This window comes from Sphingomonas sp. PAMC 26621, assembly GCF_000251145.1.
Taxonomy (GTDB): Bacteria; Pseudomonadota; Alphaproteobacteria; order Sphingomonadales; family Sphingomonadaceae; genus Sphingomonas.
Window position 1 is genome coordinate 29,154 of record NZ_AIDW01000014.1, and the last position, 19,475, is coordinate 48,628.

The window sequence follows — 19,475 nt, forward strand, 5'->3', positions numbered from 1 at the left end:
AACAAGCGTTGCAACCTGAAACCTGTTCGATAGGGTGCCGCGCGCGACCATGGAAAGGATTGCAGATGACACGCACCGCACGGATCGAGTGCACCGGTGGCCCCGAGGTGATCGCGTGGATCGATGTCGATCTGCCCGCCCCCGGGCCGGGCGAGATTCGGATGCGCAACACCGTGGTCGGACTCAACTTCATCGACATCTATTTCCGCAGCGGCGTCTATCCCGCAAACCTGCCGTGCGGCCTGGGGTCGGAAGCGGCGGGCGTGGTCGAGGCGGTCGGGGACGGCGTGACCGGGCTTGCGGTCGGCGACCGGGTCGGCACGTTCGGGCCGACGCCGGGGGCCTATGCGCAGGCGCGCAACCTCCCCGCCGCGACGGTGTTCAAGCTGCCCGACGACATCGACGACCGGACCGCGGCGGCGGTGCTGCTGAAAGGGTGCACGACCGAGTTCCTGGTCGAGCGCTGCGCGAAGGTCGAGGCGGGGCAGACTGTCCTCGTCCATGCGGCCGCGGGCGGGGTCGGGCATCTGCTGGTCGGCTGGCTCAAGGCGATCGGCGCGACGGTGATCGGGACGGTCGGTACCGAAGACAAGGCCGAGCAGGCGCGCGCGGCGGGGGCGGATCACGTCATCCTCCACAAGCAGGAAGACGTGGTCGCGCGCGTGCGCGAGATTACCGGCGGGGCGCTGGTGCCGATCGTGCTCGACGGGGTCGGGATGGCGACGTGGGACATTTCGCTCGCCTGCACCGCGCGGCGCGGGCTGATCGTCAGCTACGGCAATGCCGGGGGCAAGGTGACCGGGGTCGATCTCGGGACGCTGTCGACGCGCGGGTCGCTGTTCGTGACGCGGCCGACGCTGTTCAGTTACTATGTCACGCCCGAGGAACGGCAGGCGGGGATCGAGCGGCTGTTCACGATGCTGCGCTCGGGCGCGATCACGCCCGCGATCGGGCAGACCTTTGCGCTCGAGGATGCGGCGGACGCGCATCGCGCGCTGGCGAAGGGGGAGACCTCCGGGGCGACGCTGCTGCTGGTGTAGCGGCGGGGAAGGGGCCGTTCTGGCTCTTTGGGAACGGCCTCCCGGCGGCAACGTTTTTCCCGCTGTCCCGAAAGGGAAGTAGTGAAGCGTTTAGCGCGAGGTGAACATGAAAAAACTTCTGGCAGCCGCGATTGCGGCAGGCGTGGCGCTTGCCGCCATTGGCCCAGCCGAAGCCGCCGGCGGATGTGGCCGCGGTTTCCACCCGGGACCGCGCGGGATGTGCCGGCCGAACGGGCCGGTCTACGCGCACCGCGGCCCGCCGCGCGTCGGCTATTATCACCGCGGACGCGGCTATTGGGATGGCCGTCGCTATTACCAGCATCGCTACCGGTACAATAACGGCTGGCGTTACCGCTGATCGAACAGCCGTCACCCCGGGCATGTCCCCGGGGTGGCGGTGGTCGGTGCCGCTCGTCTTTAGACGGGTGGCACGATCGATGCCGGGACGAGCCCGATATGGCGGTGAAGGTTCGCGTCAACTCGGACTGGTTGCGGGCATCGCGATCCGCTTCGCCGCTTCGAGGATCTCGGTCGGGAACATCGCGATGATTGTCGAATTATGCTCGATCCCGATTTCGGACAAAGTCTGAAGCCGCCGCAGTTCGAGCGCGCCCGGCACTTCGCCGATCACGCGCGCTGCGTCGCTGAGCTTTGCCGCCGCCTCCTGTTCGCCCTCCGCCTTAATGATCCGCGCGCGCTTCTCGCGGATCGCCTCCGCCTCGCGCGCGATCGCGCGCTGCATCTGCGCGGGGATGTCGAGGTCCTTGATCTCGACCGCGTCGAACTCAACGCCCCAGCGATTGCAGGTCGTCGTCAGGATCTCATACAGCCGCTTGTTGATCGTGGTGCGGTCCTTGAGCATCTGGTCGAGGTCGCTTTGCCCGATCGCGTCGCGCATCGCGGTTTCGGCGGCCTGGACGATCGCCGACTGCCAGTTGCTGACGGTCGTCACCACGCCCGCCGCATCGAATGCGCGATACCACAGCACCGCATTCACCCGCACTGCGACGCCGTCGCGCGTCACCGTCTCCTGCGTGTCGAGCGCATAGGTGATCGTGCGGATGTCGACCTTCACGACGCGCTCGACCAGCGGCACCAGCCAGAACCACCCCGGCCCCTTGGTCGCCTGCAACCGCCCCAGCCGGAAGACGACGCCGCGTTCATATTCCTGGTTGATGCCGAAAGACTTGAGCGCAAGCACCAGCGCGATGCCGAACAGCACCGCGACCCCAAACAAGAACTCCATGAAAACCCCGTTGAATGCCGCGATCATGCGGCTTGCTGCGGCACGCGCCGCGCGGACGAATCTACGCCGTTCATCGGCCGAATCATCCGGGGTCCGTTGCATTCCTGCATGCATTTGCTGCACGCAGAACGTCGCCGGGCTTTGCCGCCAGCCGATTTGCCGCTATCCGCGCGGGCATGATCAAACGCGCACTCCCCGTCACCCGCGAGGCCGATTTTTCCGCCTGGTACCAGTCCGTCATCACCGAGGCCGACCTCGCCGAGGAATCGGGGGTGCGCGGCTGCATGGTCATCCGGCCGTGGGGCTATGGCATCTGGGAGCGGATCCAGCGGTTGCTCGACGACCAGATCAAGGCGACCGGCCACGAGAATTGCTATTTCCCGCTGTTCATTCCGCTCTCCTATTTCGAGAAGGAAGCCGAGCATGTCGAGGGCTTCGCCAAGGAAATGGCGGTCGTCACGCATCACCGGCTCAAGGCGGACGGGCTTGGCCGGCTGATCCCCGATCCCGAGGCGAAGCTCGAGGAACCGCTCGTCGTCCGACCGACGTCGGAAATGGTGATCGGCGCAGCGTTCGCGCGGTGGGTGCAGTCGTGGCGCGACCTGCCCGTGCTGATCAACCAGTGGGCGAACGTCGTGCGGTGGGAGATGCGCACCCGGATGTTCCTGCGCACCAGCGAGTTCCTGTGGCAGGAAGGCCATACCGCGCATGCCTCGGCGCAGGAGGCGCGCGAGGAGACGCTCAAGATGCTCGAGGTCTATCGCGCATTCTCCGAGGATTGCCTCGCGGTTCCGGTGGTCGCGGGCGAGAAGCCCGAGAACGAGCGCTTCCCCGGCGCGGTCTCAACCTACAGCATCGAAGCGATGATGCAGGACGGCAAGGCGCTCCAGGCGGGCACCTCGCATTTCCTCGGCACCAACTTCGCGCAGGCGCAGGAGATCAAGTTCCAGAATTCGGAAGGCGTGTTCGAGCTTGCCAATACGACGAGCTGGGGCGTGTCGACGCGAATGATCGGTGCGGTCATCATGGTCCACGGCGATGACGACGGCCTGCGCGTCCCGCCGCGGATCGCGCCGTGGCAGGTCGTGATCGTCCCGATGCTGCGCGAGAACCCCGAGGACGCAGCGATCATCGACTATTGCAAGGCGTTGCAGGCGAAGCTCGCGCAGCAGACCGCGCTGGGCGAGCCGGTGCGCGCGCTGCTCGACCTCAAGTTCGGCAAGACCGCGACCAAGCGGTGGGGCTGGGTCAAGAAGGGCGCGCCGATCGTGATCGAGGTCGGCGGGCGCGACGTGGCGGGGGGCAACGTCTCGCTGATCCGGCGCGACCGGCTGTACCGCGAGGACGGCAAGCTCGACAGCAACGTCGTCGCGCAGGACGATTTCGTCGCAGGCGCGGGCGCGATGCTCGCGGACATCCAGGCGTCGCTCCACAGCGAGGCGTGCGCGCGGCTTGAGGCGAGCGTCGTCCCCGCCGCCGACTTCGCCGCGATCGAGACGCACTTTGCCGAAGGCGTGAAGAACCCCGGCTGGCTCGAAGTGCAATGGTCGCGGCCGACCGGTGCTGCGCTCGACGCGGTCGTCGCACGGCTGAAGGCGCTGAAGCTGACGATCCGCAATGCGCCGATGGCGCAGGGTGCGATCGACGGGCCCTGTGTCTTTACCGGCGAAACCGCGGTCGAGCGCGTGCTGATCGGGCGCGCCTATTGAGAGTCGCGGTACGGATCGGCCTGTTCCAAAGGGGGCAGGCCGCCTCCTTCAAATGACGGATATCGCGCCCGCGTTACGGCCGTTTGGGCGTCTCCCGCCGTATCCGACGCACATTTCAACGGTTCGTGATTGCCAAGTGAACCATGCCCGCGCTTGATCGTTACACCCTGAAATCACGAATGAGGTGAGTGAATGCGTCCGAATTTTGCAAAGGCTGCAACTGTAGCGATGGTCCTGGTCGGGTCGGTTGGTATCAGCGGCTGCGCGACCAAGGGTTACGTCAACCAGCAGATCGCCACCGTCAACTCGCGCATCGACACGATCGATGGCCGCGTCCGCACGGTCGAAGGTACGTCCGGCCAGGCGCTGACCCAGGCTCAGGCTGCCGCCGGTCAGGCCCAGCAGAACGCGCAGCGATCGACCAGATCAACGGCCGCGTCGATGGTCTTGACCAGCAGATGCAGCAGCAGGCGCAGCGTCAGCAGCGTCGGCCGCGCGGTTAAGCTATCAGTCGCTAACCGCTTGCATTGACGGACAGCATTGGTGAACACGCAAGACATGTTGACCAAGCTGTTTGCGATAGGGTGCCGCACGGGCATGGCTGTATCGGTGACGCTGGGGTTGGGATCCGTCCCGGCCTCGGCGGCACCGCTAGGCGCGCGTGCGGCAGTCCCCGCCAAGGCGAAAGCCGGGGCGAAAGCTACGACCGCCGCCACGGCGAAAGCGCGCGCCAAGCCCAAGCCCAAGGCGAAGCCGGTTGCGCCGGTTGATCTGCTCCCGCTGCCCGATCCGGTGCGGTCGGATTACGCCAACCGCATGATCGCCTGGGTCGAGACATCCCGCGACAACGGCAAGCTTCCCTATATCGTGATCGACAAGCCCGCGGCGATGCTCTCGCTGTTCGCGGCCAATGGCGACTTCCTCGGCGAGACGCCGGTCCTGCTCGGGATCGGCATCGGGGACGATTCGTCCCCCGGGGTCGGTGCCAAGAAGCTCGAGGATATCGGTCCCGCCGAGCGTACGACGCCTGCCGGGCGGTTCGTCGCGAAGTTCGGCAAGGCGTTCGGGCGCGAGCGGGTGCTGTGGGTCGATTACGCCAATTCGGTCGCGCTCCACGCGGTCATCACCACGCACAAGAGCGAGCAGCGCGTCGCGCGTCTGCTGTCGCCATCGCCCGACGACAACCGCATCTCCTTCGGGTGCATCAACGTCGGCACGAGTTTCTACACCAAGCATTTGCGCCCGCTGTTCCTCAAGCGGGGCGGGGTGGTCTATATCCTCCCCGACACCAAGCCGCTCGACGCGGTGTTTCCGCGCGTCCGCTTGCTGCCCTATCTGAACGCCCCTGGCGCCTCACCGGCGACCGCCGCGACCGCTACCGAATAAGGACGAGTCGATGATCCTGCTCCTGGCTGGCGTTCTGGCGATGGCGGAGCCCCCGGTGGTGGTGAGTTCGCTGCAAAGCGCGCAACTTGCCGAGGATTGCCGGGGCAAGGATTCGGACGCGACCGCCAGTTTCTGCACCGGCTATATCCTGGGCGTGTTCGATACGCTGTCGATGGCGCAGCAGATCTGCCCGTCGCCGACCAGCGCCTCGACGATCAAGGCTGTTTCGGCGGCGCGGAAATATCTCCGCACGCATCGCAAGGCATGGGACCGCGCGCCCGTCTTCCTGGTGCGCGATGCGCTGACCGCCGCTTTCCCGTGCAAGCCGCCCGAACCGGTGGCGCCGGTCAGGAAAAAACCGTCGCCGAAATCGCGCAGACCAGCAAAATGAAGAACCCCGCCGAACTGCTCCGCAAGTAGAGCGCGCCGCGATGTTCGGGGCCGTGCGCTTTGCCGCGCCCGATGACGAGGCTCGCCACGCCGAGCACGATGGTCGCCAGAAGCGCGGCGGCGGCGATGAGGACGATCATGGTGGCGTTTCCAATCCGGATGCGAGGGCGCATGGCGGCCTTGCAGCGCCATTCCGAGCGATTGGGCCCGCGGGATCGGGCATGGAAAACGGTGAACACAGACCCAATACTCGGCTGCCCGAACAGTGCGCCGGTTCATCGTTCTTGTCCATGAACGCTGTGGTCCATTCCGTGCTGCGCGCTACAGCGTCACCGCCGCCTTAAGCCCCAGCACGCCGACATCGCCGCGCGTGCGCACGCCGCCGGGGTGGTGGATCCACTGGACGTTGGGTTGCAGCTCGAGCCACGGAACCGGGGTGAGGCTGTAATAGATCTCGGCGGCATATTCGGCATCGCGTACCGGCGTGCCGGGGATCAGCCGGTCGGCATCGGCGGCGCGCCCGTTGACGTTGGTGCGCCCGACCGCGAGCCCGAGCACGTCGCCTTCCAGCCCGGGGAGCAGCCCCTTGTAGAAGATCCCGAGCGTCGCCTGATTGTCGGTCACGCTGGTGGCGCGGTCGGCCTGCGTGACGTTGGCGAAGATCCCGAGCCCGGTCAGCGCCTTGCCGTCCTTGGACGTGCCGGTGAGCTGCTGCTGGACATTGGCATAGACGCCGTACCGCCCCGAGCGCTGCAAGGGCGCGAGCCCGGTCACCACGATCGGGCGGCGGTTGATGTCGAGCAGCACGTCGTCGCCATTCGCGGTCGAATACCACGCGCCGAGCTTGTACGATCCGACATGGCCGGTGTCGCCGAGCCGAGTCCACCCCGCCTCGACCGGGATCAGCGCGCCGGTCGCGCCGTGCCACCGGGCGACGAAGAAATTGTTCTTCAGGTTGAGCGGATTGACCTCATAGGCGCCGATCTGGAGATACGTTCCGCCGCCGACGTCGACGTGCAGCCGGCCGCCCCATTGGCTGACCGGCCAGTTATACCAATAATCGCCGACGAGATTGCCCGGCTGCGCGCCGCAGAACGACAGGTTCTGGAAATGGCACGAGAATGCCGCAAAATCGGTGCCCGGATTGGTCCGCCCGAGCTTGAGTTCGACCGCATCGCCGATCTTCTGTTCATACCATAATTGCGTGACGCGGACGGTCTGCCCGCGGCCATAGACTTCCTGCACCTGCTGCAACGTGCCGAGCCCGGCGTCGTCGGAAAGGTTGCGCCCGCGTCGCCACGTGATCGTCGCCTGCAGCGTGCCGCCCTCGATCCCGGCGATCTTCGCCATGTCGATCTTTGCGCCGAAATCGACCTGCCCGGTCTCGGTCAGTTTCTTTCGCTGGCCGCCGGTGAAATTATACCCGCTTTCCGACGCATAGCGTGCGGACACGTCGAAGCCGCGATCGCCCAGCCAGGTGCGCGCATGCCGCCAGTCGGCGAACAGCCCGGGCGGCGCATCGCTTTGCGTGTCGCCGATCGGCTGGTAGAACAGCATGTTGCGCGGGTGCTGCATGTGATTGGGGACGCGGCGCCTGGCGGGCGCTGCGGTCTCGACCGGCGTATCCGGGCCGGACGGGCCGGCGGGTTCGGTCGCGGGCTTCTGGCTGTCGTTGGCGGGGGGCTGCGCGACGGGAGCGTCGGCGGCGGGCGGCGGGGCGGGCGCGCCGATGTCGACCTGCTGCGCGGTCGCCGGCTGCGCGAGACCGAGCATCGTTGCCGTGGACGCCAGTGCCAATACGCGCATCCGGGAAAGAATCATCATGGCCTCGTCGTCGTCAAAACCTCGTGCTGCGATGCAACAGGTCGGCGCAAAAGAACACCTATGCTTTGGGTGCCGCCGCGCCGACATGCGTTTCGCCGCGCCGCTCCGCGAGTTTTACCTGCCGGTGGCGCTCGGCATAAGCGGCGCGCTGCGTGTCGTCACGCGTGGCCGCACAGGCGGGGCAGGCAACGCCTTCCTCGTACAGTGGCGAGGCGCGGTCCGCCGGGCTGACCGGCATCCGACAGGCGCGGCACAGGGCGTGGGTGCCCGGGGCGAGGCCGTGCCCGACCGCGACGCGCTCGTCGAACACGAAACACTCGCCTTCCCAGCGGCTTTGCTCGGGCGGCACGTCCTCGAGATATTGCAGGATGCCGCCTTCGAGGTGGAAGACGTCGGTCAGGCCCTCGGCCTTGAGGAACGCGGTCGACTTCTCGCAGCGGATTCCGCCGGTGCAGAACATCGCGATGCGCTTGCCGTCCAGCTCGGCGCGGTGCGCGCGCGCCCAGGCGGGGAAGTCGCTGAACGCGTCGGTCCGCGGGTCGACCGCACCCGCGAAGCTGCCGACCTTGACCTCATAGGCGTTGCGCGTGTCGATCACGACCGTATCGGGCGCGTCGATCAGCGCGTTCCAGTCGGCTGGCTTCACATAGGTGCCGGTGCCCTCCATCGGATCGATCGCGGGTTCGCCCATCGTCACGATCTCCCGCTTGAGGCGGACCTTCATGCGGTGGAATGGCATCGTCTCGGCGTGGCTGTGCTTGGCGGTGATCGGGGCGCAATCGGGGAGGGTGCGGATGTGCGCCAGCACCACCTCGATCGCTGCGTCGCTGCCCGCGATCGTGCCGTTGATGCCTTCGGGCGCGAGCAGCAGCGTGCCCTTGATGCCCTGCGCCGCGCACAGGTCGAGCAAAGGCTGGCGCAGTGCCTTGGGGTCGGGGAAGCGGGCGAAACGGTAGAGCGCGGCGACGTGGATCATGCGGCGGGGTTTAGGGGGTTTTGCGGGGGTTTGAAAAGGCGGTTGGTTCTTTGGGGGGAGGGTCGGTTGGCACGGCCGTCACCCCGGCCTGCGTGAGACCTCTGCGACAGTCGGTTTATGGAGCCCCAGTTGGCTGTTTTCCCGCGAAGGCGGGAATCCAGAGCCAAGCAAAACAACAGCTTACAGCTCTCGCGACTCCTGGGCCCGCTTTCGCGGGAGAACACCTATGGTTTCGCAGAGGTCCCGCCTGCGCCGGGGGGACGCGGTTTTGAGCTCTGGCTGACATAGAAAAGGGCGCCCGGATTGCTCCGGACGCCCTTTCCAAAAGTGCCGTCGTGGCAAAGCCACGCCGTCGGTCCTCGCTTTGGCGAGGCCGGCCGACAGCTCCTGTGGCGACTTGGCTTTGCCTCGTCGCCACCGGCGCGGTCGTGGCCGCGCCTCAGTAGCTATAGTACATATCGAACTCGACCGGGCTCGGCGTCATCTCCCAGCGCAGCACGTCATGCATCTTCAGTTCGATGTACGATTCGATCTGGTCCTTCGAGAACACGTCGCCCTTGAGCAGGAAGTCGTGATCCGCCGCCAGCGAGTCGAGCGCCTCGCGGAGCGAACCGCAGACGGTCGGGACCTGCGCGAGCTCTGCCGGGGGCAGGTCGTACAGGTTCTTGTCCATCGCCTCGCCCGGGTGGATGCGGTTCTGGATCCCGTCCATGCCCGCCATGAACAGCGCAGCGTAGCAGAGATACGGGTTCGCCATTGCATCGGGGAAGCGCACTTCGACTCGCTTTGCCTTGGGGCCGGTGCCATAAGGGATGCGGCACGACGCCGAGCGGTTGCGCGCCGAGTAAGCGAGCAGCACCGGCGCTTCATAGCCCGGGACCAGCCGCTTGTAGCTGTTGGTCGTCGGGTTGGTGAAGGCGTTGACCGCCTTGGCATGCTTGATGATGCCGCCGATGAAGAACAGGCACGTCTCCGACAGGCCAGCATAGCCGTTGCCGGCGAACAGCGGGTTGCCCTTGTCCCAGATCGACAGATGCGTGTGCATCCCCGAGCCGTTATCTTCCTTGATCGGCTTGGGCATGAAGGTGACGGTCTTGCCGTACGCCTGCGCGACGTTGTGGCAGACATACTTGTAGATCTGCATGCGATCCGCGGTCAGCGTCATCGTGCCGAAGGTCAGGCCCAGCTCATGCTGGCCGGCGGCGACTTCGTGGTGATGCTTGTCGCACGGCAGGCCCATTTCGAGCATGGTCGAGACCATCTCGCCGCGGATGTCGACTGCGCTGTCGACCGGCGCGACCGGGAAGTACCCGCCCTTGGCGCGCGGACGATGGCCGAGGTTGCCGCCCTCATAGCTGGTGCCGGTGTTGGTCGGCAGCTCGATGTCGTCGATCTTGTAATAGCTGGTCGCGTAGCTGTTCTCGAACTGGACGTTGTCGAACATGAAGAACTCGGCTTCCGGCCCGATGAAGATCGTGTCGCCGATGCCGGTGGTCTTGAGATACGCCTCGGCGCGCTTAGCGGTCGAGCGCGGATCGCGCGCGTAGAGCTCGCCGGTCGACGGCTCGACGATGTCGCACACCAGGATCAGCATCGGCGTCGCCGAGAACGGGTCGGTCCACACTGCGTCGAGATCCGGCATGAGGATCATGTCGGACTCGTTGATCGCCTTCCAGCCCTCGATCGACGATCCGTCGAACATGAAGCCATCGGTCAGCTCGTCCTCGCCGACGACGCCCGCGACCATCGTCAGATGCTGCCACTTGCCCTTGGGATCGGTGAACCGCAGATCGACCCACTCGATTTCCTGGTCCTTGATCATCTGCAGCACGTCGTTCGCGCTGTTGCCCGTCTTTGCCATGTCCCCACGCCCTTTCTGGATACTGAAAATTCGCCCGTACCGGTCAACCAGGTGCGGGACTCGTGTTAAGCCCGGATGTTCACGCTGTCACAAGATGTTGCGCTGCGTCAAACCCGCATTCCGATCATTGCGCTCAGATCGCGTCTTCGTCGCGTTCGCCCGTGCGGATGCGCAGGACGGTCTCGACCGGAATGACGAAAATCTTGCCGTCGCCGATCCGCCCGGTCTGCGCGGCGGCGGCGATTGCCTCGACGACGCGGTCCGCTAGACCGTCCTCGACGACGACCTCGAGTTTTACCTTGGGGAGGAAATCGACGACATATTCGGCGCCGCGATACAGTTCGGTATGGCCCTTCTGGCGGCCGAAGCCCTTGGCCTCGGTCACGGTGATGCCGCTCACTCCGACCTCGTGCAGCGCCTCCTTCACCTCATCGAGCTTGAACGGCTTGATGATCGCCTCGATCTTTTTCACGCTGATACGCCTCCCGGAATGGTCGTTCACCTTACAATAACCATGCCAGCCACGCGAGGGGCGGAAATGCGTGGTTTTGTGAGAATTTCGGGCGGCGTGGTGCCTAACTGGCGCGCAGACGGCGGGAGTTGCCTGATTTTGCGGCAGTGCCCCTGCTGTGTCGGAGTGCGCCAAGAAAAACGCACCACCCCGGCGAAGGCCGGGGCCCATTAGCGAAGGTGGAAGAAACGGTGCGCAGCGCCATAAACATCTGCCAGCGCGATTGGGCCCCGGCCTTCGCCGGGGTGGTAAGAGCTAAACTTCGCCTCAATACGGCGGCTTGTCGAACCCGCCCGGGCTGAGCGTGAAGATCTCGCAGCCGTCCTCGGTGATCCCGATCGAATGTTCGAACTGCGCGGACAGCGAGCGGTCGCGCGTTACCGCGGTCCAGCCGTCGTCGAGCAGCTTCACGTCGGCGCGGCCGGTGTTGATCATCGGTTCGATCGTGAAGATCATCCCCGGCTTGAGTTCCGGCCCGGTGCCGGGACGCCCGGCATGGACCACCTCGGGCGCATCGTGGAACAGCCGCCCCAAACCATGCCCGCAGAAATCGCGCACCACGCCGTAGCGATGCTTCTCGGCATGCCGCTGGATCGCGTGGCCGATATCGCCGAGATGGTTGCCCGGCTTCGCCTGCTCGATCCCGATCATCAGGCATTCGTAGGTCACCTCGACCAGCCGCTTCGCCTTGATCGGCACGTCGCCGACCAGATACATCCGGCTGCTGTCGCCATGCCAGCCATCGAGGATCGGCGTCACGTCGACATTGACGATGTCGCCGGTCTTGAGCGTCTTCTGGCTCGGGATGCCGTGGCAGACGACATGGTTGATCGAGATGCAGCTCGAATGGGTATAGCCGCGATAGCCGAGCGTCGCGGGGATGCCGCCGCGATCGGTGATGAAGCGGCGGATCATGGCGTCGAGCTCGGCGGTGGCCATGCCGGGCACCATGTGCGGCACGATCATGTCGAGCGTTTCGGCGGCGAGTTGTCCTGCGGCGAGCATCCCGTCGAACGCATCGCGGCCGTTGAGCTTGATCGCACCGGTGCGGCCCATCGGCGCATCGGCGGTTACGGTTACATAATCGGTCATGACAATCGATATAGCGGCACCAAGCGGGCTTTGCGAGAGGGCGGCGCGGGGCTATGCCGAAGCCATGACGCAACGTATCTGGACGGCCGCGCTCGCGGTGATCGGCGACGAGATCCTTTCGGGTCGCACGCAGGACAAGAATGTCGCGCAAATCGCGGCGTGGCTCAACGTGCAAGGGATTCGCCTTGCCGAGGTGCGGATCGTCGCGGACAAGACCGAGGCGATCGTCGAGGCGGTCAACATCCTGCGGGAACGCAACGATTATCTGTTCACCACCGGCGGGATCGGCCCGACGCATGACGACATCACGGTCGACGCGATTGCCGCGGCGCTGGGTGTCCCGGTCGAGTTCCATCCGCACGCGGTCGAAGTGCTTGAGGCCTATTACGCGAGCCGCGGCGGGCTGAACGAGGCGCGCAAGCGGATGGCGCGGGTGCCGGCCGGCGCGGACCTGATCGAGAACCGCATGTCGGGCGCGCCGGGGATCCGGCACGGCAACATCTTCATCATGGCGGGCGTGCCGCACATCACCGCGGGGATGCTCGACGCGCTGACCGGCACGCTCGAAGGCGGTCTGCCGGTGCTGTCGCGGACGATCGGCTGCTGGGTCGCCGAGAGCGAGGTCGCGGACTTGCTGCGCAATGCGGAGAAGACGCACGAGGGCGTGGCGATCGGCAGTTACCCGTTCTTTCGCGATGGCCGGGTCGGCGCCAATTTCGTCGTCCGCGCGACCGAGGCGGCGCTTGCCGACCGCTGTATCGCCGATCTTACCCAGGCGCTGGAGCAATCGGGGCGCAGCGTCGTTGCCGACGGTATCTGACCGGAGACATGTCATGAAGCGCCTATCCCCCCTGTTCGTCGTGCCCATGCTCGCCGGTCTCGTCGCGGTGTCGGCGTGCGACCCCGGCGCGAGTGGGGGCAAGACCACCGCCGCCACGACCAAACCCGACCCGATGGAAGCCAAGATCGACGCGCTGCCGAAGGGCTTGCAGGAAACCACCTTCTTCCGCGCGATCCGCGACGGCGGATACACCTGCCAGAAGATCGTCCGGTTCGAGAAGCACGCGCCAATCAACGGCGAGGCGGTGTGGATCGCGGAATGCGACGATCGCGGGCAATATGTCATCACGCTCAAGCCCGACGGCGTGTTCTGGGTTAGCGGCGTGCCGCAGGCCAAGAAACCCTAAGCTCCGTGAGAATCTGGAAACTTGCACTCGCCGGTGCCGGCGTGCCGGTTGCGCTGTCCGCGCAGACCGCACCTGGCCCGGTTCCGGCCGAAACCACCGGTCCCGACATCGTCGTGCTCGGATCGCCCCTGCCGCTGCCGCCCGGGGTTCCGGCCTACGGTTCGGTGACGATCGACCGCGAGCGGCTGACCGGCGATGCGTCGGGCCGGGTCGAGAACGTCCTGTCCGACGTTGCAGGGTTCCAGCAGTTCCGCCGCAGCGACAGCCGCTCGGCCAATCCGTCCGCGCAGGGTGTCACGCTGCGCGCGCTCGGCGGCAATGCGTCGTCGCGCGCGCTCGTGCTGCTCGACGGGGTGCCGCTCGCGGACCCGTTCTTCGGCTACATCCCGTTCAACGCGCTGTCGGCGGATCGCCTGTCGAGCGTGCGGATCACGCGCGGGGGCGGGTCGGGGGCGTTCGGCGCAGGTGCGGTCGCGGGCACGGTCGAACTCGCGAGCGCGACGCGTGCCGATCTGCCGCGCGTGGCGGGGAGCGCCTTCTACGGCAGCGACAATGCGGTCGAGACCAGCGCGAGCGTCTCGCCCGATGTCGGCGCGGGCTATCTCACCGTCTCGGGCCGGTTCGAGCGCGGCGACGGGTTCTACACGACGCCGGTCGATCAGCGTACCGCCGCGACGGTCCGCGCGCGCTATCGCGACTGGTCGGGGCAGATCCGCGGCGTCGTGCCGATCGACGCGCAAACCGAAGTGCAGGCGCGGATGGTCGTGTTCCGCGACGATCGCACGCTGCGCTTCGCGGGCGCGGACAGCAGTTCGTCGGGCGAGGATGCGAGCGTCCGGCTGATCCATCGCGGGCCGTGGGCGCTCGACGTGCTGGCCTATGTCCAGGCGCGCAACTTCTCCAACCGCGTGATCAGCGCGACCACCGCCAGATTGACGCTCGACCAGCGTAATACGCCTGCGACCGGAATCGGCGGCAAGATCGAGCTGCGCCCGCCGGTCGGGCCGGATCACGTGTTGCGGATCGGCGCGGACGTCCGGCTGGGCGACGGGACGCTGTACGAGGACGCTTATGCCGCGAGCGGCGCGGTGACGACGCGGCGCACCGCTGGCGGCAACACCAGCACCGCCGGGCTGTTCGCCGAGGATGACTGGACGCTCGGGCGGCTGGTGCTGACGGCAGGGGTGCGCGGCGATCGCTGGACGATCACCGACGGCTTCTTCCGCGAGCGGACGACGGCTGGTGTCATCACGACCAACCAGCGCTTTGCCGACCGCAACGGGGTCGAGGCCACCGGGCGTGCGGGTGCGCTGTTCCACGCGAGCGACGCCGTCGCCTTACGTGCGGCGGGGTACACCGGGTTCCGCCTGCCGACGCTGAACGAATTGTACCGCCCGTTCGTGGTCTTCCCGATCACGACGCAGGCGAACGCCGCATTGGGGCTCGAGCGGTTGCGCGGGGTCGAGGGCGGGGTCGACGTGACGCCGGTGGCCGGGGTGCGGCTCGGCGTCACCGCTTTCTACAACCGGCTCGAGGGGGCGATCGCCAACGTCACGATCGCGCCCAATGTGCGGCAGCGGCAGAATGTCGATGCGATCGTCGCGCGTGGGGTGGAAGTCACCGCGCATGCGGGGCGGGGGGCGGTGTCGCTCGATGGCTCCTATGCGTTCAGCGACAGCAAGGTCCGCGCCTCCGGCGCTTCGGCGCAACTCGACGGGTTCATCCCGGCGCAAAGTCCGCGGCATACCGCGAGCGCGACGCTTGGCTGGCAGGATCGCCGCGGTTTCGGTCTGTCGCTGACCGGACGGTATGTCGGCCGGCAGTTCGAGGACGATTTGCAGACCGACGTGCTGCCGGCCGCGACGACGCTCGACGGGGTGGTGACAGTGCCCGTCGCGCGGCGCTGGTCGGTGATCGCGCGCGGGGAGAATCTCACCGACACGACGGTCATCACGCGCAACGCGGGCGGCTCGATCGATATCGGGACGCCGCGACGGTTGTGGATCGGGGTACGGCTTGGCGGGGGTAACCCGCGACCGTAAGCTGTCGCCGCCCTGATCGCCGGACCGTGCGCCGCATCATGTGAACTCTACTGGGAAATGGACGGGAAACCGAATGAAGATCGCTATCGTCGGTGCCGGCATCGCAGGATCGTCGTGCGGACAAGCCTTGCAGGCGCGTGGCCATGTCGTGTCGCTGTTCGACAAGGGGCGCGGCGCGGGCGGGCGGATGGCGACACGGCGCGTCGATGGTCCGGACGGCGACGTTTCGTTCGATCACGGCGCGCAATATTTCACCGCGCGCGACCCCGCGTTCGGGGCGCAGGTCGAGCAGTGGGCTGCGGCGGGCATCGTTGCCGCCTGGCCCGCGGCGGGGGAGGATGCCTGGGTCGGGACCCCCGGCATGAACGCGCTGGTCAAGGCGATCACCGTGGATCTCGATGTGACCTGGGGCTCGAAAGTCGATGCGATCCGCCATGTCGACGGTGGCTGGCTGCTGGGCCCAGTTTCGGACACGCGGTTCGACGCGGTGATCGTCGCGACTCCGGCCGAGCAGGCGGGGCCGCTGCTCGTCGCGCACGATCCCGCGATGGCGGCGATCGCGCAGGCGTGCCCGTCCGCGCCGTGCTGGACCGCGATGGTCGCGTTCGAAGATCGCGTTGCCATCGCCGGGGACATCGTTCGCGACAACGGCATCATCGGCTGGGCGGCGCGCAACAGCGCCAAGCCGGGGCGCGGCGGGCGCGAGGCGTGGGTGGTGCAGGCGACGCCGCACTGGTCGCGCGACCATCTGGAAGAAGCGGCGGACGGCGTCGTCGATGCCTTGCTGTCGGCGCTGGCGACGGAAGCGACGCAGCCCTTGCCCGCGGCGGTCCTGCGGATCGGACGCCGCTGGCGCTACGCCAAGGTCGCGGCAGTCCGCGACGGGGCCTTGTGGGACCCCGCGCGCCGGATCGGCGCGGTCGGCGACTGGCTGCTTGCGCCAAGGGTCGAAAGCGCGTGGCTGTCCGGCCGGATGCTCGCCGACCGGATCGGCCCCGCCTAGGCGTCGACCCGCGCGCGCGGCATCCCGTCGACGATCGCGCGATCGACCGCATAGTCGCGCGCAATCTCGCGCGCGGTCATCTTGGCGGACATCATCACCGAGGGCGTGCCGCCGCCCGGCTGCGTGCCTTGTCCGACCAGATAAAGGTTGGCGATATCCTCGCTGCGATTGTGCGGGCGGAAGAACGCGGTCTGCGTCAGCCGCGGCTCGACCCCGAAGCCGTTGCCCGCGTAGGACCCGAGCGTCTGCTCGAAATAATCGGGCGTGACGAAGCTGCGATAGACCAGCCGCTCGCGCAGGCCGGGGATGTAGCCGCGGTCATCGAGGAAATTGAGCACCTTCTCGGCAAAGCCTTCGCCGACCGTATCCCAGTCGATCTTGCCGAGCGTGTTGGGCACGGGGATCAGCGTATAGGCCGCATGATGCCCCGGGGGCGCGAGGCTCGGGTCGGTCAGTGTCGGGATGTGCAGATATTGCGAAAAGTCCTCGGCGAGGATCTTGCGTTCGAAGATGTCGGTCAGCAATTCCTCGTAGCGCGGGCCGAGGATGATGTTGTGGTGCCGCAGGTCGGGGTCGCCATCGCGCTTTTCATAGCCGAAGTAGATCACCATCAGCGACATGCTCTGCTTGCGGAACTTGACCACAGAGTCGCGGTTGATCCGCCGGTGCGCCTTGTCGATCAGCTTGAGATAAGTGGTGGCATAGTCGCCGTTGGAGACGACGAGATCGGCCGCGAGCGTCTCGCCGGAGGCGAGCGTCACGCCGGTCGCGGTCCGCTTCCCGCCGCGCTTCTCGACCTCGATGCTGTCGACCTTGGCGTTCAGTTGCACCGTTCCGCCGAGTTCCTCGAACTTGACGACCATCGCCTTCACGAGCGCGCCCGTGCCGCCGATCGCATAATGGACGCCCCACGTCTTCTCGACGAAGTGGATCATTGCATAGATCGCGGGGACCTTGAGCGGGTTGCCGCCGATCAGCAGCGGTTCGAAGCTGAACACCTGCCGCATCTTGTCGCTCTTGAAATATTTGCTGATCAGCGAGAACAGCGGCTGGATCGCGCCGAGCTTGAGCAGGTCGGGCACGACCCCGACCATCGAGCCGAGGCTGCCGAAATAGGTATAGCCGAGCTCGAGGAACCCGCGCTGGAAGATCGCGCGCGCCGCCTCGTGGAACCGCTCGTAACCGTCGAGATCCTCGGGCGCGAGCCGCGCGATCTGCGCGCGGACGTTGACCGGGTCGGCGTCGTAATCGAAGAAGGTGCCGTCGTCGAAATAGATACGGTAGAACGGCAGGACCGGGACGATCTCGAGATAGCGGCTGGTGTTGGGGCCGCCGCTGGTGCCCGACAGGATCCGCTGGTTGTCGCCCAGCACGTCGTCGGGGAAATCGGGGGCGGCCAGCATCGCGACGTCCCGCTCGAGCGAGAACAGCTCCTCGATGAAATGCGGCACGGTCAGCACGGTCGGCCCCATGTCGAAGGTGAACCCCTCCGCGCGGCGGACATAGGCGCGGCCACCGACGTCATCGAGTTGTTCGACGATCCGTGTGTCGAAGCCGAGGCTTTGCAGCCGGATCGCGCAGGCAATGCCGCCGATGCCCGAGCCGATTACGATCGCAGTACGACGGGTCATGGTATCCATGTCTTTTCTTGAGCGAGGGGAGCGGCGATCATTCGGCGTTCGGCCAGCGCGTTGGGTATAGATGTGGCACCGCGATCGGCGCCGTCAATGGGTAACCCGGTTCAGCGATCAGGCGGGGGCAGGGCAGGTCGGTAATGACAGCTTAACGCACTGGTCCGCGCCAAGTGCCATCCCCATTGCGGCAAGACCGGAAACATCGCAGATCCCGCCGGAACCGCAGTTCCGCCCGCACGCCACAGAAAGATCCGCGCATGACCCGGCCGCCGCTCCCCCCGTTCACCGACGAAACCGCAGCGCACAAGGCGCGGCTGGCGGAGGACGCGTGGAACAGCCGCGATCCGGCGCGCGTGGCGCTTGCCTATACGCCCGACAGCCAGTGGCGGAACCGCGCCGAATTCATCACGGGCCGGGAGCAGATCGCGGCGTTCCTCACGCGGAAATGGGCGCGCGAGCTCGACTATCGCTTGATCAAGCAAGTCTGGGCGCACGCCGGCGACCGGATCGCGGTGCGCTTCGCTTATGAATATCACGACGACAGCGGGCAGTGGTTCCGGGCGTATGGCAACGAGAACTGGCAGTTCGACGACGGCGGCCTGATGATGATCCGGATTGCCAGCATCAACGAACATCCCATCGCTGCCGATGCGCGCGCCTTCTTCTGGCCGCTTGGTCGACGGCCGGACGATCACCCGGGGCTTACGGCGATGGGGTTCTGAGCGGACGGTCCCGACCGGGATTGATGATCGTCCGAAGACCGGTTGCAATCTCAAGATGAATGCTGGGGATTTGCGGGCGAGCATTGTACGGTCCAGCGTCATGGCCGCGTACAAACTCTATTGCCTGGATGATCAGGGGCACATCACCAGCCGAATCGAATTTGTGGGCGATGGTGACGAGGCCGCGATTGCGCATGTGCGGCAACATCATTTCAGCAGCGCCTGCGAGATCTGGGAGCTGGGGCGGCTCGTCGCGAGGATGCCCAAAGGCAGCTCCAGTCCACCTGCTCGCTAGTAACGCCATTCTTGCCCGTCTCGGCAGCGGAATGGATCGGCAAAGGAGTACTGGCGGACCGATACAGATCGGTCCGCCAGTGCGGTTAAGTCACCACCTGAGCCCCATCGACCCCGGCGACGGCTACTGGGCGGGAATGTGGATCCCGCAGAGCTTGTTGCCGTCCGGGTCGCGGACATAGGCGAGGTGGACGGTTCCCATCGCCGACTCGCGCGGACCCGGACCATCCTCGATCGAGATGCCGCCGTTGGCGACGGCGGTCCTGTGGAACAGATCGACCTGCTCGGGGGAGTCACAGGAAAACGCCACGGTGCTGCCGTTCGCCACGGTTGCCGGTTCGTCGTCGATCGGCTGGGAAACGATGAAGTTCGTCCCGCCGGCATTGCGGTAGAACAAGCGGGTATGCCCGCTGCCGGCGATGTTCAGCGTCGCTTCGCCCGCGCCGAGCGCGCCGAGCAAAGCGTCGTAGAACCGCCTCGATCGCTCGATGTCGTTCGACCCCACCATGGTATGAAACAGCACGTCACTTCTCCTTGATTGAATACGCAGGCGACAAC

21 protein-coding genes are annotated in these 19,475 nt (G+C 66.4%); 12 read left to right on the forward strand and 9 right to left on the reverse strand.

The genetic code is table 11. The annotated features are described in order from the left end of the window. The first annotated feature begins 65 nt into the window (after positions 1-65). Both RI03_RS06560 and RI03_RS06565 read left to right on the forward strand, forming a co-directional pair. Positions 66-1,040, forward strand: coding sequence for a quinone oxidoreductase family protein (locus RI03_RS06560; RefSeq protein ID WP_010216064.1), 975 nt, complete (start codon positions 66-68; stop codon positions 1,038-1,040). 106 nt (positions 1,041-1,146) lie between these two features. Next, positions 1,147-1,398 carry a GCG_CRPN prefix-to-repeats domain-containing protein gene (locus tag RI03_RS06565; RefSeq protein ID WP_010216065.1) on the forward strand — a complete coding sequence of 84 codons (252 nt, stop codon included), beginning with the start codon at positions 1,147-1,149 and terminating at the stop codon, positions 1,396-1,398. Between the two features lie 117 nt (positions 1,399-1,515). Here the strand turns inward: RI03_RS06565 and RI03_RS06570 are convergent, their stop codons facing one another. Continuing rightward, the gene (locus RI03_RS06570; RefSeq protein ID WP_026046505.1) at positions 1,516-2,286 is read right to left on the reverse strand and encodes an SPFH domain-containing protein; all 771 of its coding nucleotides are present in this window, start codon (positions 2,284-2,286) and stop codon (positions 1,516-1,518) included. Between the two features lie 176 nt (positions 2,287-2,462). On the opposite strand from RI03_RS06570, the gene RI03_RS06575 reads away from it, so the two are divergent. The 4 genes from RI03_RS06575 (at position 2,463) to RI03_RS06590 (ending at position 5,772) form a co-directional block, all read left to right on the forward strand. Further along, the gene (locus RI03_RS06575; protein ID WP_010216068.1) at positions 2,463-3,995 is read left to right on the forward strand and encodes an aminoacyl--tRNA ligase-related protein; all 1,533 of its coding nucleotides are present in this window, start codon (positions 2,463-2,465) and stop codon (positions 3,993-3,995) included. A gap of 228 nt (positions 3,996-4,223) precedes the next feature. Next, positions 4,224-4,526, forward strand: a complete 303-nt coding sequence (locus RI03_RS06580) for a hypothetical protein (protein WP_010216069.1) — start codon at positions 4,224-4,226, stop codon at positions 4,524-4,526. 27 nt (positions 4,527-4,553) lie between these two features. After that, complete coding sequence (locus RI03_RS06585; protein WP_010216070.1) at positions 4,554-5,381, forward strand: hypothetical protein; 828 nt, start codon at positions 4,554-4,556, stop codon at positions 5,379-5,381. 10 nt (positions 5,382-5,391) lie between these two features. After that, positions 5,392-5,772, forward strand: a complete 381-nt coding sequence (locus RI03_RS06590) for a Rap1a/Tai family immunity protein (RefSeq protein ID WP_010216071.1) — start codon at positions 5,392-5,394, stop codon at positions 5,770-5,772. Here RI03_RS06590 and RI03_RS24560 read toward each other — a convergent pair. From RI03_RS24560 to map, 6 genes are all read right to left on the reverse strand, one after another. Further along, positions 5,729-6,010 (reverse strand): hypothetical protein, encoded by a 282-nt coding sequence (locus tag RI03_RS24560; RefSeq protein ID WP_238542299.1) that lies wholly within the window; start codon positions 6,008-6,010, stop codon positions 5,729-5,731. The genes RI03_RS06590 and RI03_RS24560 overlap by 44 nt on opposite strands. 82 nt (positions 6,011-6,092) lie before the next feature. Beyond that, positions 6,093-7,595 (reverse strand): carbohydrate porin, encoded by a 1,503-nt coding sequence (locus tag RI03_RS06600; protein ID WP_026046506.1) that lies wholly within the window; start codon positions 7,593-7,595, stop codon positions 6,093-6,095. Positions 7,596-7,653: 58 nt separating this feature from the next. Continuing rightward, positions 7,654-8,571: an oxygen-dependent tRNA uridine(34) hydroxylase TrhO gene (gene trhO / locus RI03_RS06605; RefSeq protein WP_010216075.1), complete on the reverse strand. Its 918-nt coding sequence runs from the start codon at positions 8,569-8,571 to the stop codon at positions 7,654-7,656. A gap of 439 nt (positions 8,572-9,010) precedes the next feature. Then, positions 9,011-10,432, reverse strand: a complete 1,422-nt coding sequence (gene glnA, locus RI03_RS06610; protein ID WP_010216076.1) for a type I glutamate--ammonia ligase — start codon at positions 10,430-10,432, stop codon at positions 9,011-9,013. A gap of 133 nt (positions 10,433-10,565) precedes the next feature. Beyond that, the gene (locus RI03_RS06615; protein ID WP_010163022.1) at positions 10,566-10,904 is read right to left on the reverse strand and encodes a P-II family nitrogen regulator; all 339 of its coding nucleotides are present in this window, start codon (positions 10,902-10,904) and stop codon (positions 10,566-10,568) included. 306 nt (positions 10,905-11,210) lie between these two features. After that, on the reverse strand, positions 11,211-12,035 hold the full coding sequence (map, locus tag RI03_RS06620; RefSeq protein WP_010216078.1) for a type I methionyl aminopeptidase: 825 nt from the start codon (positions 12,033-12,035) through the stop codon (positions 11,211-11,213). A gap of 64 nt (positions 12,036-12,099) precedes the next feature. Between map and RI03_RS06625 the strand changes: the two genes are divergently transcribed. The 4 genes from RI03_RS06625 (at position 12,100) to RI03_RS06640 (ending at position 16,267) form a co-directional block, all read left to right on the forward strand. Beyond that, positions 12,100-12,855, forward strand: coding sequence for a competence/damage-inducible protein A (locus RI03_RS06625; protein WP_026046507.1), 756 nt, complete (start codon positions 12,100-12,102; stop codon positions 12,853-12,855). A 13-nt stretch (positions 12,856-12,868) separates the two neighbouring features. Beyond that, the gene (locus RI03_RS06630) at positions 12,869-13,222 is read left to right on the forward strand and encodes a hypothetical protein (RefSeq protein ID WP_238542300.1); all 354 of its coding nucleotides are present in this window, start codon (positions 12,869-12,871) and stop codon (positions 13,220-13,222) included. 41 nt (positions 13,223-13,263) lie between these two features. After that, the gene (locus tag RI03_RS06635) at positions 13,264-15,264 is read left to right on the forward strand and encodes a TonB-dependent receptor plug domain-containing protein (RefSeq protein ID WP_010216083.1); all 2,001 of its coding nucleotides are present in this window, start codon (positions 13,264-13,266) and stop codon (positions 15,262-15,264) included. 73 nt (positions 15,265-15,337) lie between these two features. Further along, positions 15,338-16,267 carry an NAD(P)/FAD-dependent oxidoreductase gene (locus tag RI03_RS06640; RefSeq protein ID WP_010216085.1) on the forward strand — a complete coding sequence of 310 codons (930 nt, stop codon included), beginning with the start codon at positions 15,338-15,340 and terminating at the stop codon, positions 16,265-16,267. Here RI03_RS06640 and crtI read toward each other — a convergent pair. Next, complete coding sequence (gene crtI, locus RI03_RS06645) at positions 16,264-17,898, reverse strand: phytoene desaturase family protein (RefSeq protein ID WP_010216086.1); 1,635 nt, start codon at positions 17,896-17,898, stop codon at positions 16,264-16,266. The two genes, RI03_RS06640 and crtI, sit on opposite strands and share 4 nt — an antisense overlap. 260 nt (positions 17,899-18,158) lie before the next feature. Between crtI and RI03_RS06650 the strand changes: the two genes are divergently transcribed. Both RI03_RS06650 and RI03_RS06655 read left to right on the forward strand, forming a co-directional pair. Next, a complete protein-coding gene (locus tag RI03_RS06650) occupies positions 18,159-18,623 on the forward strand; it encodes a nuclear transport factor 2 family protein (RefSeq protein ID WP_010216087.1) in 465 nt (154 codons plus the stop codon). A 100-nt stretch (positions 18,624-18,723) separates the two neighbouring features. Beyond that, entirely contained in the window at positions 18,724-18,918 is a 195-nt protein-coding gene (locus tag RI03_RS06655; protein WP_037514929.1) for a hypothetical protein, read from the forward strand. A gap of 123 nt (positions 18,919-19,041) precedes the next feature. Here the strand turns inward: RI03_RS06655 and RI03_RS06660 are convergent, their stop codons facing one another. Further along, positions 19,042-19,440 (reverse strand): VOC family protein, encoded by a 399-nt coding sequence (locus RI03_RS06660; protein ID WP_010216090.1) that lies wholly within the window; start codon positions 19,438-19,440, stop codon positions 19,042-19,044. Positions 19,441-19,475 lie beyond the last annotated feature (35 nt).

Excerpts from the sequence above, each read along its gene's own strand:
- RI03_RS06600 (WP_026046506.1), bottom strand. The coding sequence starts at position 7,595 with ATGATGATTCTTTCCCGGATGCGCGTATTGGCACTGGCGTCCACGGCA.
- RI03_RS06630 (WP_238542300.1), top strand. The coding sequence starts at position 12,869 with ATGAAGCGCCTATCCCCCCTGTTCGTCGTGCCCATGCTCGCCGGTCTC.
- RI03_RS06655 (WP_037514929.1), top strand. The coding sequence starts at position 18,724 with ATGGCCGCGTACAAACTCTATTGCCTGGATGATCAGGGGCACATCACC.
- RI03_RS06575 (WP_010216068.1), top strand. The coding sequence starts at position 2,463 with ATGATCAAACGCGCACTCCCCGTCACCCGCGAGGCCGATTTTTCCGCC.
- RI03_RS06650 (WP_010216087.1), top strand. The coding sequence starts at position 18,159 with ATGACCCGGCCGCCGCTCCCCCCGTTCACCGACGAAACCGCAGCGCAC.
- RI03_RS06560 (WP_010216064.1), top strand. The coding sequence starts at position 66 with ATGACACGCACCGCACGGATCGAGTGCACCGGTGGCCCCGAGGTGATC.
- RI03_RS06625 (WP_026046507.1), top strand. The coding sequence starts at position 12,100 with ATGACGCAACGTATCTGGACGGCCGCGCTCGCGGTGATCGGCGACGAG.
- glnA (WP_010216076.1), bottom strand. The coding sequence starts at position 10,432 with ATGGCAAAGACGGGCAACAGCGCGAACGACGTGCTGCAGATGATCAAG.
- RI03_RS06585 (WP_010216070.1), top strand. The coding sequence starts at position 4,554 with ATGTTGACCAAGCTGTTTGCGATAGGGTGCCGCACGGGCATGGCTGTA.
- RI03_RS06570 (WP_026046505.1), bottom strand. The coding sequence starts at position 2,286 with ATGGAGTTCTTGTTTGGGGTCGCGGTGCTGTTCGGCATCGCGCTGGTG.
- RI03_RS06565 (WP_010216065.1), top strand. The coding sequence starts at position 1,147 with ATGAAAAAACTTCTGGCAGCCGCGATTGCGGCAGGCGTGGCGCTTGCC.
- map (WP_010216078.1), bottom strand. The coding sequence starts at position 12,035 with ATGACCGATTATGTAACCGTAACCGCCGATGCGCCGATGGGCCGCACC.
- trhO (WP_010216075.1), bottom strand. The coding sequence starts at position 8,571 with ATGATCCACGTCGCCGCGCTCTACCGTTTCGCCCGCTTCCCCGACCCC.
- crtI (WP_010216086.1), bottom strand. The coding sequence starts at position 17,898 with ATGACCCGTCGTACTGCGATCGTAATCGGCTCGGGCATCGGCGGCATT.
- RI03_RS06640 (WP_010216085.1), top strand. The coding sequence starts at position 15,338 with ATGAAGATCGCTATCGTCGGTGCCGGCATCGCAGGATCGTCGTGCGGA.
- RI03_RS06580 (WP_010216069.1), top strand. The coding sequence starts at position 4,224 with ATGGTCCTGGTCGGGTCGGTTGGTATCAGCGGCTGCGCGACCAAGGGT.
- RI03_RS06590 (WP_010216071.1), top strand. The coding sequence starts at position 5,392 with ATGATCCTGCTCCTGGCTGGCGTTCTGGCGATGGCGGAGCCCCCGGTG.